The organism is Planococcus sp. ANT_H30, from assembly GCF_008369335.1.
Lineage (GTDB): Bacteria > Bacillota > Bacilli > Bacillales_A > Planococcaceae > Planococcus > Planococcus kocurii.
Genome location: NZ_VOBJ01000002.1, coordinates 39,759 through 56,735 on the forward strand (window position 1 = coordinate 39,759; position 16,977 = coordinate 56,735).

Genomic DNA, 16,977 nt, shown 5'->3' on the forward strand with positions numbered 1-16,977 from the left:
CGCAGATTACAACTTCCAACAAAAGGAACAGACCACACAAATCGCCTGCTCTATTCCTTTTATTGCGATAAGCTATAGCAAGAGTACTAAGTTTCAAAATTGGAATTTAACGTAGAAAATGGTTCCTTGCTCGCTAGATTCTACTTCAATTTTTGCCTTATGACGTGCCGCGATTGCGTACGAAATACCCAATCCTAAACCTGTTCCGTTATCTTTTGTTGTATAAAAGGGTGTGCCGATTTTTTGCATGACTTCCTTGTCCATGCCAGTACCTTGATCTTCTATTTCAAGCACGACCTTTTTTCCGTCTTCTATATACGTCCGAATAGACAGCAGCTTTTCTGGCTTCATCGCCTCTAAACCATTTCGACACAAATTAATTAATAATTGACGAATTTCATCTCGGTTTAATAATAATTCGGGGATTTCCAATGTCTCAAATTCGATAAATTTGTTTTGATTAAACGTATCAATCTTTAATAACGGAGAGATGTCGTAGATGATGTCATTTAAATTTTGCATCTCCAAATCTGACGATCGGGTATTTCCCATCGATAAAAACTCCGAAATGATTGCGTTGGCACGGTCCAATTCATCAATCATTAAATCAAAATAAGGATTGAATTTCTGTAATTCATTGTTGTCGGTAAGTAATTGCAAAAATCCTCGAACAGTCGTCATTGGATTTCGAATTTCATGGCTTATTCCTGCGGCCATCTGCCCAATCAATTCCAAATTGGATAAACGCTTTAGTTCGTTCTCATAATTCTTTTTCTCTGTGGTGTTTTTACATAAACAACAAATGCCGTCATCAAAAGGGTAGGCAACTAAATCGTAGCAATAGCCGTCTTCTGTAGATGAAATTTCAAAATGTACGGGCTTTCTATTAACCATGGCTTGAGAAAACTCTTTGTACAAAATCTTATTGAAATCATCCGGAAAAATAGACCATAATTTCTCGCCTAGTACATTTTCAGCCGTTTTTCCTATCGGCAGTTCTTGGTATTGATTGATGTATATAAATTCCCAGTCTTTGTTTAGCGCAAAAAAACCATCCATAATACTTTCAATTACACTGGTGACTTTGTCGTTGGCATTTGCCAATTCTTTAGTTCGTCTTTGGACACGAAGTTCTAACTGATCCATATAAGTTAAATTTGAATAAGTAAGTGCTGTCGTATCAATAATAGACTGTGCCAGATAGACCTGCGATCTCTCGTCTGATTGAAGATTTTCCATTAAACAAGCAATCATGACTACACCAAAAACATCTCCTTTAGAAATAAGCGGAATGAGAAGCAATTGACAGTTGTCTTCACTTGGAATAAATTTGGTATTCTTTTGAGCGAATATTTCTTTAATAATTGTTGCTTTGCCGTCATGAGGCTGAATTTCGTCTAGTATATTTTCCCATTCGGATTCTGTCCATTCGGATTTTTTGCTCATTTCTTTGAAACAAATAGTCTCCATATCATTGGGATTTCTTAAGTAAACTGCAACATTTTTGCACTTCACGGCCTTTTCTAAATAATAAAAACAAGTGTCCAAACTTTCTTTCACAGTTGAACATCTAGAAAGATCACGGTTAGCATCTAGTAACAATTGTTTCTCAGCAAGCAGCTGCTCTTTTTGTTTTAAATTATTGGCATTTTGAACTGCAACAGCTGCCATATTGACGTAGGCTTCCACACTTTGTATTTGCAATTCTGTTAAATTCATCGGTTTTCCACGATCAAACAAAAAAACCAGTCCGAATAAATTTTGCTCATAAATAATGGGAAGACCGAGCAGCGAATGAATGTTAAACGCGGCGATCGCGGCGGGATCTGGACGTGGATCTACTGATGTATCTGGAATGTAAATAGCTTGCTTTTTAGTTGCGATATCATGCGAAAATCGATCTGTGCTAAAGTTGATTTTCTGTGAAGTGAGAGACTGTCCGTTGATGAATTGCGGTTTCCCAGCTACCGCGCTAAATACTCCATCGCTATCAGGTAAATATATACCAATCGAGTCACATTGCACAATTTCTTCTGATATGGCTACCGAAACATGTTGCAACATGTCACCCAATTCAAGCTTTGTATTAACAATTCTCGTTAGTTCTGCTAGTCTGGAATATCTGTTTTGTTCTTTTAACATGGCTATTCGCTCCACTCTTAATCTTGATGAAGTAAAGAATACCAGTTGCATTGGATAAACTTCTCTATTTCATTCGTCTATTATTTCTGTAGCTTATCATAAAAAATATTGCGCTGGCTAATAATTTTTGATGTTTTTGCTACAAAATTGATTTCTCTAGTCAAACACTTAAAAAAGGAAGAGACAGCGTTTTAGCTAAATCCCTTCCTTTTTTATTTTGCTCGGTCGTTACTTCATGTAGCGGTATTCCCTCAAACTGTTTAAATTAAAAATTTCTTGCATCAAACCATTCCCAATATTGGTTTCTCTAACTTTTTTACGCTCTAACTCTTCATCAACTAAGCGCTTAGCCGATAGTACATCTGTGCCGTTTTGCAAAACTTCTTCTTTTGAATTGAACAATTGATGCGCGACCAATTGCATGCCATAGGAGTTGTAAAGCAACGTATATCCGGCTATCCCTGTAGTCGATTGGTAAGCTTTCGAAAACCCTCCATCGATAACCAGCATTTTGCCGTTCGCTTTGATTGGGTTTTCTCCATCTCGCTCTTTAACAGGCGTATGGCCATTAATAATACGTCCGTAATCCGGGTTCATGTCAAACTCCGTCAATATTTTGCGACAAATTTCCTCGTCTTCCCGTAAATAATAATAAGGATTTTTGCGCTCTTTGTGCGTTTCTTTGTCTTTGATAAAATAGCGTTCAAATGTAGTCATTTCTCGTTTCCCAAAGAGTGACGAATACTCCCCAGTCCACAAATACCAAACCATATCTGTCGCAAAGTCATCAGTTTCTTCCGGATGAGCAAAAGAGTAACGGAGGTAACGTTCAAAGACATCTAGCAGTTCTCGCCCAGCATAGGATTTCCCTTCGATCTCCATTTTCTCCATATTGCCGTCTTCATCTAATGGAATACAACCATGAATCAATAAATTACCATTATACTTTAAATAAAGACTCCCTTTTTTCATCAAAAATTTCATGTGTCTAGCTAGTTTTTCTGAATGTTGAACTGAAAAAAGTAACTTGTCCATAACTTGTCTTTCTTCTTCAAGCAATTCGTCTGGCTGTTCCGGATTAATGGTCGTAAAACACGTCCCATCTAATGAATACGTGTTTCCATGAATCGTTGCCGTATTTTTTTCATAATCAACTTTTTCAAGCACTAAGCGATCTGTCATATCGAAACAAGCTCTTCTTTTGATAATTGGGCTTTCGAGCTTGAATTGGATAATTGAAATGGCCTGATGGATTTTAGTGATTTGCAACTGTTCTTGCTCTGTCATTTTTTCATCTGAAATTCTTTTTGGGCGAAAAGCTACATTGTCTTCATAGTATTTCTCCGCTAAATTCAACAACGGCCTCAAGTTGATGCCATACACGTCTTCAATAATATCTAGGTTATTATAACGCGCACATATCCGTAAAATATTCGCTAAGCACACTTTTGATCCAGCAAATGCTCCAATCCAAAGTACGTCATGATTTCCCCACTGAATGTCAACGGAATGGTAATCAATAAGTGTATCCACAATCTTATGCGGATCCGAACCTCGGTCGTAAATATCACCCACTACATGAAGATGGTCGACCACTAAACGTTGTGTCGTATAAGCCAAGCCAATAATTAGCTTGTCTGCCTGGCCTAAGGAAATGATTTGTGTCACCATTTTGGCGTAATAATCCTTTTTGTTCTTAAACTCGTCAGTCTTATACAGCAGTTCTTCTATAATATAGACAAATTGTTTTGGCAAAGCTTTACGCAGTTTTGAGCGTGTGTATTTGGAAGAAGCATAAGAAATCAGTTTTAATAGCCGCTCGATAACTTCTATGTACCATTCCTGCAATTCTGCTTTACTGCTAAAATGGCTTTTAATCAACTGTAATTTTTCTTCAGGGTAGAAAACCAAAGTCGCAAATTCGTTTAGTTCTTCTTCACTCAGTTCATTTTTAAATAAATCCTTTATTTTTACTTTTACGTTTCCGGAACCATTGCGCAATACATGTTGAAATGCCTGAAACTCTCCGTGCAAATCGCTAACGAAATGCTCTGTTCCTTTTGGCAAATCTAAGATTGATTCGAGGTTAATGATTTCGGTAGCCACTTTTTCTTCACAATCGTATTTTTGCGCTAACAAATCCAAATATTTTAAGTTCAACACCATGCATCCTCTCCTTGTCTATTTTTTATTGTTTAGCTATTGTGATGATGAGAACCATTAAAATGCCCTATAGTAATTAAGAATAACTAACTACTTTGCAACGCAGCTAGACTGTGTGTATTTAATTTGACTTTAAGGTTTACAATACAGCTCACTAAATCTTGTTCAAAAAGAGTTGTGTCTTATACCTCAGTTTACCCCAGAAACACCGCAATCTCTAGGTGATAAGAAAACCTTTGGAATTTTTGACAAAAATCAATAGGAATTCTTTTGTCCTACTCAATTTTTTGTTTTAAATTCGTCTGATTTCACTATTTTATACTAGTTGTAATAGCTTTCTGAAAGAGATTAACAACTTCGCGTATTCTGTTACAGTCATGCTAACACCCTTATCTACCTCTATTCTTCATTTATCTGGAAATTCCTTGTGAAATGATAAAAAAACAGAGAAGCATGGTGCGACTTCTCTGTTTTTTTTGTTGTGTTTCATTAACTCCGCATTCGGTAGTCGCAACTTTTAATATGATCATTGACCATGCCGATTGCTTGCATAAAAGAATAAGTCGTTACCGGTCCTACAAATTTAAAGCCCCGTTTTTTTAATTCTTTACTGAGCTTTACAGACAAAGCCGACTGCGCAGGAATCTGCGCATCGGTATCCCACTTGTTGTCGATTGACTTACCATCTGTAAAACTCCAAAGAAATGCTGCAAAACTACCCCATTCTCTAGAGAGATCTAAAATAGCTAGTGCATTAGTTCGTACCGATTGAAGTTTGGACCCATGCTTGATCACCGCAAAGTTTTCCTTTATAAAAGACAACTCTCCGTCCGTTAGCTCCGCACAATACGCGACGTCAAATTGGTGAAACGCTTCTCGATAAGCACCTCTCTTTGATAAAACGATATTCCACGACAATCCTGCCTGTGCGCCTTCAAGTACTAGCATCTCAAAAATGTACCGATCATCTGAGCTCACTCTGCACCATTCTTTATCATGATAGTTCTGCATGAGTGCGTTACGTTGCGCCCACAAACACCGATTCCCCATTCTCTTCCTCCATTCTTTTCGTGAAATTTAGTATTCTCGCACAGTTACTAGTTGGGACATTCCTCTATCCAAAACACATAAAAGGACACTTGCCCATCTACTGGGGCAGGCGTCCTTTTATGTAGTGTACTTAAATTAACAAGTTAAACAATAAGGAATCATTGTTAATGTCTTTATAAGGAAAGCCGTTTTCTGCCATACGTTTAACGAGTGGCTCATAGTCCTCTTGGCATTTCAATTCAATGCCCACTAAAACCGGACCTTGTTCACGATTCGTTCGTTTTGTGTATTCGAAATGCGTTATGTCGTCGGTATCGCCCAGTACCTCACCCATAAATTTACGTAGCGCACCTGCCCGTTGCGGGAAAGTGACGATGAAATAATGTTTCAAGCCTTCATAAATCAAGGACTTTTCTTTAATTTCTTGCATCCGCTCGATGTCGTTATTGCCTCCACTAATGACGCAGACAATGTTTTTTCCTTTGATCTCTTCTTTATAAAAGTCAAGAGCGGCCACGGACAAAGCGCCTGCGGGTTCCGCGACGATTGCATTTTCGTTATATAGCTGTAAAATCGTTGTACAAACTTTGCCTTCTGGAATCAATACAATATCATCTAAAACTTCTGAACAGATAGCCATAGATAGATCGCCTACTTGTTTAACTGCTGCACCGTCAACAAACGTGTCAATTGTATCAAGACGCGTGACTTTACCGTGAGTTATAGATGTTTTCATACCCGGAGCACCTTCGGGTTCGACACCGATTAGTTTTGTTTTTGGGCTAATGCCTTTTAAATAAGAACCAACCCCTGAAGCTAATCCCCCTCCGCCAATTGCACAAAACATGTAATCGATTGATTCTTGCATATCATTTAAAATTTCCACCGCAACGGTTCCTTGTCCGGCTATGATTCGGTTGTCATTAAAGGGATGGACAAATATTTTTTCTTCAGCGTTACAATATGCCATTGCTGCTGTAAACGAGTCATCAAACGTATCTCCTACCAATTCAACCGATACTTGGTCACCGCCAAAACGTTTTACTTGAGAAATTTTTTGGCGTGGTGTTGTTAAAGGCATAAAGATTTTCCCTTCGATGCCAAGGGCAAAGCACGAATACGCAACACCTTGTGCATGGTTGCCCGCACTGGCACAAACAACGCCTTTAGCACGTTCAGAAGCATTTAGACTACGGATAAAATTGTAAGCACCGCGCAACTTAAATGAACGAACAATTTGAAGATCTTCTCGTTTTAAATACACATTGCATTCATACCGTGCAGACAGCAATTCGTTTTTTTGCAAAGGTGTCTTGATGACAACATCTTTGAGCGCCTGGTTGGCTACCATAATTTCTTCTACCGATACTTTAGTTAACGTTACTTCTCTCTCAAGCTCTTTGATGTTGCTCTTAGTCATAGTTGTCACCCTCTTTTTTTAATTTATCTCACTACTCTACCACATCGAAGCGTCAAATTGGAGAGAAAATTGCGACAATTAAACAAAAAGTTAACGGATTAATATTTTGCTCCTGCTTCCTTCTACAGTAAAGTTTACAGCTAGACGCACAAACAAGAGAGGAGAATCCATAGCTTCTACTAGTTTATACGTCTATTGACATTGGATTCTATTTATTTAACATCCTTAATAATTGCTGACTGCACGCATCATCAGACAGTTGAATATCTTCCAAAAGAATTATACATCAACCAACATTCAAGATGAATATCATTTCATCAATCGATACCAGAAATTATTCCTCTAATTATTCAATTGCTTGCAAAAATGAATATTATTCGTTAGCGTGAGTATAAATAAAAGGGTCGAATGATGAATGCTCATTAATATATTCATTTCAAACCACACTATTCAAAATCTTAGTTTCAGTGACAGTAAGATTGAAGTTGCTCTTACAGAAAGTAGAATAGTTGAATAATCCGAACTTATAAGCTGTTATTTAGTTTAGTTGGACTTAGCATGCAGTTAAGCTGATGAATAGAGAACCCCTCTTGCTATTTACAAGAGGGGTTCCAATTTATTCTTTTACTGCTACTCGATAAGCTGTAGTTACTTTGCCATCTGTTGCTTCATCAGCTATGAATGAACCATTTGAATACCGATCTACATTTTTCAATGCGTTAGCGATCAGCGGAATTCGAATGCCTTTGTCGGTTTCTAAAATGATTTCCTCTTTCCCTGTTGCACCAATAACGGCAACTACACGATGAGGGTTCGACTTTAGTTCACGTAGCATAACTACGCCACGCTTCGCACGACTGCCACTTTCAAACTCCTGCAGCTTCATTTTCTTCGCTGAACCACGATGAGTAATGAGGACAAGTTCCTGTTTAACTTCTGGATCGATTAGAACAGCAGATACAGCTTCGTCATCATCTTTCAAGTTGACGCCTTTAACGCCCCCTGTTCGAAGTCCAGTAAGTGGCACTTCGTCTAATGGGAAACGAACACCGTAAGCTTGTTTCGTACCAATGAATAATTCAGTTTCTTTCGTAACTAATGCTGCATAAATCATAGAATCACCAGACTTAAGATTCATGGTTTTAATCGTTCTTGAATACCGTTGAATCTGATAATCTTTCAATGCTGACCGTTTGACTTGACCCATTTTTGAGACAGTTAAAATACTGCCATCTGTTTCAAAATTCTCAAATGGATAAACAGCAAGTATAGATTCATTCGCCTCTAGTTGAATAATACTTGATAAATGTTGGCCTAAGTCTTTCCATTTGATATCAGGCAACTCGTTAATTGGCTGGAAAACAAAGTTACCTGCTGTAGTAAAAATTAGAATTGTATGCTGTGTATTCAGATTGCCTTCAAATAGCAATCGATCCGACTCTTTCATTGCAAAATCTTTGCCATTCGAAGCGGCGTGTGAACGTGTACTCGTACGTTTTACATACCCTTCTCTAGTAACAGTTACCACCACTTCTTCACTTGGAATCATGATTTCACGTGTAATGGTAATCTCTTCGATTTTATCTTCAATAACCGAACGACGCGGCTCTGCAAATTGCTTTCGAATACTGGCCAATTCTTTTTTGATAATATTTTTTAATTTAGTTGAACTAGTTAAGATTCCTGTTAGTTCAGCAATCAGTTTTTTTAAATCGCTTTCTTCTTTTTGCAGGTCGGTAATATCGGTATTGGTCAATCGGTATAGTTGCAAAGAAACAATCGCTTCCGCTTGTGCCTCTGAAAAATCATAAGACGCAATTAAATTATTTTTGGCATCGCGCTTGTCTGTTGAAGAACGGATGGTTTTAATAACTTTATCAAGAATCGACAGAGCTTTCATCAAGCCTTCGACAATGTGCATGCGGTCACTAGCTTTTTGCAAATCAAATTCAGAACGTTTCGTAATAACCTCTTTCTGGTGTTCAATATAAGCATCTAACATAGTCTGCAAAGTCATCATCGTTGGACGACGCTTGTAGATTGCTACCATGTTAAAGTTGTAGCTGACTTGTAAATCTGTGTTTTTATAAAGATAGCTCAAAATCCCTTGTGCTTGTACATCTTTTTTCAATTCAATTACAATGCGCAATCCCGTTCTGTCGGATTCGTCGCGCACTTCCGAAATACCTTCGAGTTTACGATCAAAGCGATGATCGTCAATTTTTTTAATCATTGTCGCTTTATTCACTTCAAACGGAATTTCCGTAATGACAATTTGTTCCTTGCCACCTTTTAACGGTTCTATTTGAGCTTTTGAACGAACGATAATTTTACCTTTTCCGGTCTCATAAGCTTTTTTAATCCCGTCGATCCCTTGAATAATACCACCTGTTGGAAAATCTGGACCTTTTATGACAGTCATTAGTTCAGCAACAGTCGCTTGCGGATTGTCTATGCGCATCAATACAGCGTCAAGAGCTTCATGCAACGCATGCGGCGGAATATCGGTCGCGTATCCAGCAGAAATTCCTGTCGATCCGTTAACTAAAAGGTTCGGAAAACGTGCCGGTAAAACGGTTGGTTCCATGTCCGAATCATCAAAATTTGGGATAAAATCCACTGTACGTTTATCAATGTCGCGCAGCAACTCAGAAGAAATAGCAGACAAACGAGCTTCCGTATAACGCATCGCAGCTGGTGAGTCACCGTCCATTGACCCGTTATTTCCATGCATTTCAACGAGCATGTGACGGATTTTCCAGTCCTGGCTTAAACGCACCATCGCTTCATAAACAGAGCTGTCTCCGTGTGGATGGTAGTTACCTATAACATTACCGACAGTTTTGGCCGATTTACGAAACGCTTTATCGTTGGTATTGCCTTCATGATACATTGCGTATAAAATGCGGCGCTGAACAGGTTTTAATCCATCACGAGCATCTGGAAGTGCTCGGTCCTGGATAATGTATTTACTATACCGGCCAAACCGATCGCCAATTACTTCTTCTAATGGCAAATCTTGAAATCGTTCGGTTTGTGTCATACAACTTCCTCCTCAGCGTGAATCAAATCATTTTCAAGTATGTTGCTGTCATCTTCTAATCCAAAGTCGACGTTGTTTTCAATCCATCGTCTTCTTGGTTCAACTTTATCCCCCATCAACGTAGTAATGCCGCGCTCTGCACGCGCACTATCTTCAATCGTTACACGAATAAGTGTACGGGTTTCGGGGTTCATCGTCGTTTCCCATAATTGGTCTGCGTTCATCTCGCCCAAACCTTTATAGCGCTGCAAGGTGTAGCCTTTACCAACTTTTTTAATCGATGCATCTAGATCGGCTTCCGTCCAGGCATAGTCGATTACTTCTTTTTTACCGACACCTCGAGAAACTTTGTATAACGGCGGCAAGGCGATAAACACTTTGCCCGCCTCTATTAATGGCTTCATGTAACGGAAGAAAAACGTCAAAAGTAGCACTTGGATATGCGCGCCATCAGTATCAGCATCGGTCATGATAATGACTTTATTGTAGGCAATGTCATCGATTGAAAAGTCGGAAGAAACACCCCCACCAATTGCATGGATAATCGTCGAAATCTCTTCGTTTTTCATAATTTCTTCCAATTTGGCTTTTTCGGTATTCACAACCTTACCGCGCAGTGGCAGAATGGCTTGGAAAGTTCTGTCGCGTCCTTGTTTTGCAGAACCACCGGCAGAGTCTCCCTCCACAAGGTACAGTTCATTTTTAGAAGCGTTACGAGATTGGGCAGGTGTTAATTTGCCAGATAGTAATGCATCTGATTTTTTGCGTTTTTTGCCGTTTCGCGCGTCTTCTCGTGCTTTTCGAGCTGCCAAACGAGCTTGAGACGCACGAATTGCTTTCCGCACAAGCGAAGCACTAAGTTCTGCATTTTCTTCCAAAAAGTACATTAACTTTTGTGAAACGACTGAATCGACAATGCTGCGGGCTTCACTCGTCCCTAGTTTACTTTTTGTTTGACCTTCAAACTGTAGCATTGCTTCTGGAATACGCACTGAAATAATCGCTGCTAATCCTTCGCGAATATCAGAGCCTTCTAAGTTTTTATCTTTGTCTTTTAATAAATTAATCTTTCTAGCGTAATCATTAAAAACACGTGTCATAGCTGCTTTTGCACCAGTTTCATGCGTACCACCATCACGAGTCCGGACGTTGTTAACGAACGATAAGATGGTTTCAGAATAGCCATCGTTAAACTGGAACGAAAATTCGATTTCCATTTCGTCCTGCTGACCTTCGATGTAAGCTACTGGATGCAGCACATCTTTTTCTTCGTTGAGGTAAGCGACAAATGCCTCAATTCCTGTTTCGTAATGAAAAATGTCTTTGGCTTGTGTTCGTTGATCGACTAACTCGATTTTTAGTCCTTTTAATAAGAAAGCAGACTCACGCAATCGTTCAGAAAGCGTTTCATAATTGTATTTAGAGACAGAGAAAATAGACTCATCTGGCAAGAAATGAATCATTGTGCCTGTTTCTTTTGTCGAACCAATTTCCTCTAAAGTTGTGGCAGGCTTGCCACCCTTTTCAAAGCGCTGGCGATATTTTTTGCCGTCACGGTAAATGGTCACTTCTAAAAAACTGGATAAGGCGTTGACGACAGATGCGCCAACACCATGCAAACCACCACTTGTTTTATAGCCACCTTGTCCGAACTTGCCGCCTGCATGCAAGACTGTCAGAATTACTTCAGGTGTAGGTTTCCCGCTCCGGTGCATACCGGTAGGCATACCACGCCCAAAATCCCTCACACTGATGCTGTTGTCTTCGTGAATCGTAACGGCAATTTTATCTCCGTGTCCTGCAAGCGCTTCATCTACCGAGTTGTCCACAATTTCATAGACCAAATGGTGAAGTCCTCGCGTATCTGTAGAACCGATATACATACCCGGACGTTTTCGAACGGCATCTAAGCCTTCGAGTACTTGAATTGCTTCTTCGTTGTATGCCGTATTTTGAATTTTAGCCATCTAATTCCCTCCAACAAACATTTGTTCGCTTTTTAATCTCTCTTTATCGTATTCTATTTCCAGGTCATCTGTCAAACTTCATAGAAAAAGAGCGCCGAGCGCCCTTTAGCGGTGATGCCTTATTTCAGAATGGCGTGTTCCACTTTGACACAACGATCCATAATGACAGTATAGCCTGCATCACTGAGTCGATTAAAGACATTTTCATCTACTACATTTAGTTGTGTCCAAAATACAGGACACTCCATTTTCATAAATTCATTTGCGATATCTTCTAGAAACTCACTGCGCCTAAACACGTTAACGATATCTACTTTGCCCGGAATGTCACTTAACGAAGCATAACTTTTCTCACCCAGCACAACATCTGCTAGTGGATTTACCGGAATGATACGATATCCTGCTCGTTGCATAGATTCTGAGACGATATAGGAAGTTCTGCTAGGGTTTGGGCTAAGGCCAACAACCGCAATGGTTTTTGCCTGATCGAGTATTTTTTTAATTTCTACACGGCTAGGATTGTTCAAAATCATCACCTGTCCTTTTTATTCTATCATACACGATTTTGTTCTGTCTGTTGAATAATGTGTCGTCTATTGTTTAAAGAACTTCAGTCATGGTAAACTAAAACTACAAAATAAGCTTGTTGTAAAGGAGTTCCTCATGACGATATTGCTGCCTATTCTATTAGCTTACCTGCTTGGCTCGATTCCTTCTGCCTTATGGATCGGAAAATTATTCTATAACACAGACATCCGCACAAAAGGAAGTGGCAATTTAGGAGCTACAAATACCTTTCGGACACTCGGAAAAAAAGCAGGAATTGTTGTAACAATACTAGATATCTTAAAAGGAACAGCGGCTACACTAATTCCTTTTTATATCGCTACTGATATTCATCCCTTATTACTTGGTGTCATTGCTGTTATTGGTCACATTTATCCCGTGTTTGCTAAGTTTAAAGGAGGCAAAGCAGTTGCCACTTCTGGCGGCATTTTGATCGGTTATCAATGGCCATTGTTTATTATGGCGGTAGCTGTGTTCTTAGTTGCATTAAAAATCACAAAAATGGTATCATTATCTTCAATTATATTGGCGGTCGTTTTTATCGTTTACATTTCCATTTACACAATTTTTTCAGCAGATTACTTGTTTATGGCCGTGATTTATATTTTAGCGCTATTCATTATTTTCCGTCACCGCGCCAACATTACCCGAATTCGAGCTGGCACGGAACCCAAAATCAGCTGGATGTAACCAGTGGAAGGACGTGTAATATGCAAATTAACATTAGCAACGACGCTCTCGATTGGTTTAAAAAAGAAATGGAAGTCGTATCCGGAGAAGCTGTTCGCTTTTTTGTCCGATATGGCGGTTCAAGCAAGCTGCAGCCTGGTTTTTCATTAGGAGTCACAAAAGATCAACCAAATGAAATAGCAGCCAAAGTAGAGCAAGATAAAGTTATTTACTTTGTCGAACAAAACGATGTTTGGTATTTTGACGGACACAATCTTGATGTCAGTGTTAACGATGACTTACACGAACTCGATTATTCATACACAAAATAAAAAAGCATGAGCTATTCATGCTTTTTTATTTTGCAGTTTATTCAGTTGGTCTAAATGGCCCTCACGTTGCAAAATTTCACGTTGGCGTTCGCCAAACAAATCAAAATGCGGATAATCCCCCCGTAAATCCATCCATTGACGTTGCAATCCGTACTGTTTCCCCCAAGTTTCCAACTTATTTAAGTCGCAGCACCCCACTTTTGTGACCGTACTGCAGCCTGGGAAACGATCGTCTACCCAATAATGAGTCAAAAATGAAATTTCACCGCTCTCGACTCCTTGTTTCCAACGTTCGAGTTCGTATCGTTTAATTCCGAACGCCATCTGGCACCTGCTTTTTGATTTCTTCGTATTTTTTATGCCATTCGGGGTTAACTTTTTGAATGGAAATCGGTCGGAATGACTCTTTTTTAACAACAATATGCTCAGACATTGCGGTTGCGGCAATTGTTCCGTCTTCGTGAATGATTTCATAGCCGTATTTTGTCCGCAAACGGCCGTGCTCCTCTACCCATGTTCGCACAAACGCTTTTTGGCCATATCGTAGAGCTGCCTTGTATTGAATGGAGATATCCATTACGGGCGATAGGTATCCATCTTTCTCCATACCAGCATATGTAAAGCCTATATCTTCAATCAACTTGGTACGTCCTATCTCTAGCCAAATAATATAATTGGCATGATAGACGACGCCCATTTGATCGGTTTCTGCGTAACGGATTTCAATTTCTTTTTCACTTATAAACATGTCTATTTCACCTCTTTATCAGTATACAAGAAATTTCTTTTTGGTTGTACCAAATCAATTTCTTTAACTCCTTGGCTACAGCAAATAACCGATTACAAAGAGAAATAAGCTGTCGGGAAATTCCCCGACAGCTTATTGAGTTGGTTCTTATACTTCTAGTAATTTGTTACGTAGTACCATTTGTAAGATACCGCCGTGACGGAAATAATCTACTTCCACTTCAGAATCAAAGCGTGCGAGTACTTGGAACTCCGTTACTTTACCGTTTTCAGCAGTAGCTGTAACCGTAAGAACGTCGCGTGGTTTCACGTCATCAGTTAAGTTAACGCTGATTGTTTCGTGTCCAGTTAATCCAAGAGAATCTGCGCTTTCACCGTTGACGAATTGCAACGGTAAAACACCCATCATCACGAGGTTTGAACGGTGAATACGCTCATAGCTTTCTGCGATAACTGTTTTGATGCCTAAAAGGAAGGTTCCTTTAGCTGCCCAGTCACGAGAAGAACCCATGCCGTAATCTTTACCAGTCAAGACTACAAGTCCTGTGCCTTGTTCCTGATACTTCATCGCTGCGTCATAAATCGCCATTGTTTCGCCCGTTGGCCAGTAAGTTGTATACCCACCAGTTGTCCCTGGAGCTACTTGGTTACGGATACGGATGTTCGCAAATGTTCCGCGCATCATGACTTCGTGGTTACCACGACGAGATCCGTAAGAGTTAAAGTTACGAGGCTCAACGCCGTTTTCACGAAGGTATAGACCTGCTGGCGTATCTTTACCAATCGCACCAGCTGGTGAAATATGGTCAGTCGTGATAGAATCTGCGAATTTCGCAACGACACGTAGACCAGATAATGCTTGAATTGGTGCTGGCTCTTTAGATAAGCCTTCAAAGAATGGCGGGTTTTGGATATAAGTTGATGTCGAATCAAACTCATACAAAGAATCGTCATTTGTTTCGATTGCATTCCATGCTTCGTTTTCGTTAAATACATGCTCGTATTCTTTACGGAACAATTCTGGAGTAACCGTATCTTTAACTGTTTTTTTGATTTCTTCAGTTGTTGGCCAGATGTCTTTGAAGAAGACATCTTTACCTTCTTTGTCTTTACCAATTGGATCTACTGCAAAGTCGATATCCACTGTTCCAGCAAGTGCATAAGCTACAACTAGCATTGGAGATGCCAAGTAGTTTGCTTTGACAAGTGGGTGAATACGTCCTTCAAAGTTACGGTTACCAGACAATACAGACGATACCAGTAAATCGTTATCAAGAATTGCTTCTTCGATTTCTGGAAGCAATGGACCTGAGTTACCGATACATGTTGTACAGCCATATCCGACTAAGTTAAAGCCGATTTGGTTCATGTAATCTAGTAAACCAGAATCGTTCAAGTAACCTGTAACGACTTTAGATCCTGGAGCTAATGAAGTTTTCACATAAGCAGGTGGAGTTAATCCTTTTTCTACTGCTTTTTTCGCTACTAATCCAGCACCTAGCATTACGTATGGGTTAGAAGTGTTTGTACAAGACGTAATTGCTGCAATTGCCAGTGCACCGGTCTTCATTTCAGCAGTTCTGCCGTCTTTAAAGTTAACCGTTGCTGTTTTCGCAATTTCTGCTTCATCAAGTGCAAAACCATGTGGCCCTTCTTCGCCTGTTACAGCTTTGTTGAACTCAGTTTTCATTTGAGATAACGGAATCAAATCTTGTGGACGTTTCGGTCCTGCAAGGTTTGGTTCGATTTCAGTAAGGTCAATTTCCACAAGGTCTGTGTAGATTGGTTCTTCGTTATCGACTGTAAAGAACATGTCGTTTGCTTGCAAATAGGTTTTTGTTACAGCAATTTGATCTGCATCACGTGCAGTTAAACGCATGTAATCTAGTGCTTCTTCATCTACTGGGAAGAATCCGCAAGTAGCGCCGTATTCTGGAGCCATGTTGGCAATTGTTGCACGGTCAGCAAGTGGCAGTGTTGTAACACCAGGGCCGAAGAACTCAACAAATTTACCAACTACGCCTTTTTTACGTAATGTTTGTGTCACTTTTAATGCCAAATCGGTAGCTGTTGCACCGTTTGGAAGTTCGCCAGTCATTTTAACGCCGATAACTTCTGGAATTGGGAAGTAAGAAGGTTGTCCGAGCATGCCCGCTTCAGCTTCAATACCACCAACGCCCCATCCAAGAACACCGATTCCGTTGATCATTGTCGTATGTGAATCTGTTCCAACTAATGTATCAGGGAAAGTTTCAAATGTACCGTCAGTGTTTTCAACTGCATGGACAACATTTGCCAAGTACTCAAGGTTAACTTGGTGAACGATACCTGTTGCAGGTGGAACTGCACGGTAGTTGTCGTATGCTTTTTGAGCCCAGCTAAGGAACTGGTAACGCTCGGCGTTGCGATCAAACTCGAGCTCCATGTTGATGCGCAGTGCATCTTCTGTCCCGTAATTATCCACTTGAACCGAGTGATCAATAACAAGATCGACTGGAATTTCAGGGTTGATTTTGTTTGGGTCTCCACCCATTTCAGCCATTGCTGAACGAAGTGCGGCCAAATCAACGACTACTGGTACGCCTGTGAAATCTTGCAAGATAACGCGTGAAGGTTTGAATGGAACTTCTGCCTCTTTGTTCGCATCTTTGCCCCATTTTGCTAATTCTTCTACGTGCTCGTCTTTGATAACATATCCATCATGCTGACGCAATACAGATTCCAATAGAACTTTAATCGAATAAGGAAGGCGTGATACTTTAGCGATCCCTGCTTCTTCTAATGCAGCTAAACGATAATAATTATACGTTTTGCCGTTAAGCTCAAAAGAAGTGCGGCTGTTGTGCAAGCTGCTCTTTGCCATATGTGTTTTCCTCC

The 16,977-nt window shown here is 39.8% G+C and carries 12 protein-coding genes; 2 read left to right on the forward strand and 10 right to left on the reverse strand.

Going from position 1 to position 16,977, the window contains the following annotated elements; all coding sequences use genetic code 11:
* Window positions 1-93: 93 nt before the first annotated feature.
* The 7 genes from FQ085_RS06055 to FQ085_RS06085 all read right to left on the reverse strand — a co-directional run bounded on the left by FQ085_RS06055 (window position 94) and on the right by FQ085_RS06085 (window position 12,318).
* The gene (locus FQ085_RS06055) at window positions 94-2,142 is read right to left on the reverse strand and encodes a GAF domain-containing sensor histidine kinase (protein ID WP_058385449.1); all 2,049 of its coding nucleotides are present in this window, start codon (window positions 2,140-2,142) and stop codon (window positions 94-96) included.
* Between the two features lie 228 nt (window positions 2,143-2,370).
* Window positions 2,371-4,302 (reverse strand): fructose-bisphosphatase class III, encoded by a 1,932-nt coding sequence (locus FQ085_RS06060; RefSeq protein WP_058386910.1) that lies wholly within the window; start codon window positions 4,300-4,302, stop codon window positions 2,371-2,373.
* 492 nt (window positions 4,303-4,794) lie between these two features.
* Window positions 4,795-5,355, reverse strand: a complete 561-nt coding sequence (locus FQ085_RS06065) for a DNA-3-methyladenine glycosylase I (protein ID WP_058385450.1) — start codon at window positions 5,353-5,355, stop codon at window positions 4,795-4,797.
* A gap of 130 nt (window positions 5,356-5,485) precedes the next feature.
* Entirely contained in the window at window positions 5,486-6,775 is a 1,290-nt protein-coding gene (ilvA, locus tag FQ085_RS06070) for a threonine ammonia-lyase IlvA (protein ID WP_058385451.1), read from the reverse strand.
* Window positions 6,776-7,391: 616 nt separating this feature from the next.
* Window positions 7,392-9,818: a DNA topoisomerase IV subunit A gene (gene parC, locus FQ085_RS06075; protein ID WP_149456191.1), complete on the reverse strand. Its 2,427-nt coding sequence runs from the start codon at window positions 9,816-9,818 to the stop codon at window positions 7,392-7,394.
* Window positions 9,815-11,785 (reverse strand): DNA topoisomerase IV subunit B, encoded by a 1,971-nt coding sequence (parE, locus tag FQ085_RS06080; RefSeq protein ID WP_058385453.1) that lies wholly within the window; start codon window positions 11,783-11,785, stop codon window positions 9,815-9,817. The genes parC and parE overlap by 4 nt, the downstream gene beginning before the upstream one ends.
* A 119-nt stretch (window positions 11,786-11,904) precedes the next feature.
* Window positions 11,905-12,318: a CoA-binding protein gene (locus FQ085_RS06085; RefSeq protein ID WP_058385454.1), complete on the reverse strand. Its 414-nt coding sequence runs from the start codon at window positions 12,316-12,318 to the stop codon at window positions 11,905-11,907.
* 130 nt (window positions 12,319-12,448) lie between these two features.
* Here FQ085_RS06085 and plsY point away from each other — a divergent pair, with 130 nt between their 5' ends.
* Both plsY and FQ085_RS06095 read left to right on the forward strand, forming a co-directional pair.
* Window positions 12,449-13,042 (forward strand): glycerol-3-phosphate 1-O-acyltransferase PlsY, encoded by a 594-nt coding sequence (plsY, locus tag FQ085_RS06090; RefSeq protein WP_149456192.1) that lies wholly within the window; start codon window positions 12,449-12,451, stop codon window positions 13,040-13,042.
* Between the two features lie 20 nt (window positions 13,043-13,062).
* On the forward strand, window positions 13,063-13,353 hold the full coding sequence (locus FQ085_RS06095; RefSeq protein ID WP_058385456.1) for a HesB/YadR/YfhF family protein: 291 nt from the start codon (window positions 13,063-13,065) through the stop codon (window positions 13,351-13,353).
* 15 nt (window positions 13,354-13,368) lie between these two features.
* Here FQ085_RS06095 and FQ085_RS06100 read toward each other — a convergent pair whose 3' ends face one another.
* The 3 genes from FQ085_RS06100 to acnA all read right to left on the reverse strand — a co-directional run bounded on the left by FQ085_RS06100 (window position 13,369) and on the right by acnA (window position 16,963).
* Window positions 13,369-13,677: a hypothetical protein gene (locus FQ085_RS06100; RefSeq protein ID WP_058385457.1), complete on the reverse strand. Its 309-nt coding sequence runs from the start codon at window positions 13,675-13,677 to the stop codon at window positions 13,369-13,371.
* Window positions 13,661-14,101 carry an acyl-CoA thioesterase gene (locus tag FQ085_RS06105; protein ID WP_058385458.1) on the reverse strand — a complete coding sequence of 147 codons (441 nt, stop codon included), beginning with the start codon at window positions 14,099-14,101 and terminating at the stop codon, window positions 13,661-13,663. Before FQ085_RS06105 ends, FQ085_RS06100 begins: the two co-directional genes overlap by 17 nt.
* A 147-nt stretch (window positions 14,102-14,248) precedes the next feature.
* On the reverse strand, window positions 14,249-16,963 hold the full coding sequence (gene acnA, locus FQ085_RS06110) for an aconitate hydratase AcnA (protein ID WP_058385459.1): 2,715 nt from the start codon (window positions 16,961-16,963) through the stop codon (window positions 14,249-14,251).
* Between the last annotated feature and the right edge of the window lie 14 nt (window positions 16,964-16,977).

Bases quoted from the DNA above. Each gene is read 5' to 3' on its own strand.
- ilvA (WP_058385451.1), bottom strand. From the start codon at position 6,775: ATGACTAAGAGCAACATCAAAGAGCTTGAGAGAGAAGTAACGTTAACT.
- plsY (WP_149456192.1), top strand. From the start codon at position 12,449: ATGACGATATTGCTGCCTATTCTATTAGCTTACCTGCTTGGCTCGATT.
- FQ085_RS06095 (WP_058385456.1), top strand. From the start codon at position 13,063: ATGCAAATTAACATTAGCAACGACGCTCTCGATTGGTTTAAAAAAGAA.
- FQ085_RS06055 (WP_058385449.1), bottom strand. From the start codon at position 2,142: ATGTTAAAAGAACAAAACAGATATTCCAGACTAGCAGAACTAACGAGA.
- parC (WP_149456191.1), bottom strand. From the start codon at position 9,818: ATGACACAAACCGAACGATTTCAAGATTTGCCATTAGAAGAAGTAATT.
- parE (WP_058385453.1), bottom strand. From the start codon at position 11,785: ATGGCTAAAATTCAAAATACGGCATACAACGAAGAAGCAATTCAAGTA.
- FQ085_RS06085 (WP_058385454.1), bottom strand. From the start codon at position 12,318: ATGATTTTGAACAATCCTAGCCGTGTAGAAATTAAAAAAATACTCGAT.
- FQ085_RS06065 (WP_058385450.1), bottom strand. From the start codon at position 5,355: ATGGGGAATCGGTGTTTGTGGGCGCAACGTAACGCACTCATGCAGAAC.
- acnA (WP_058385459.1), bottom strand. From the start codon at position 16,963: ATGGCAAAGAGCAGCTTGCACAACAGCCGCACTTCTTTTGAGCTTAAC.
- FQ085_RS06100 (WP_058385457.1), bottom strand. From the start codon at position 13,677: ATGGCGTTCGGAATTAAACGATACGAACTCGAACGTTGGAAACAAGGA.
- FQ085_RS06105 (WP_058385458.1), bottom strand. From the start codon at position 14,101: ATGTTTATAAGTGAAAAAGAAATTGAAATCCGTTACGCAGAAACCGAT.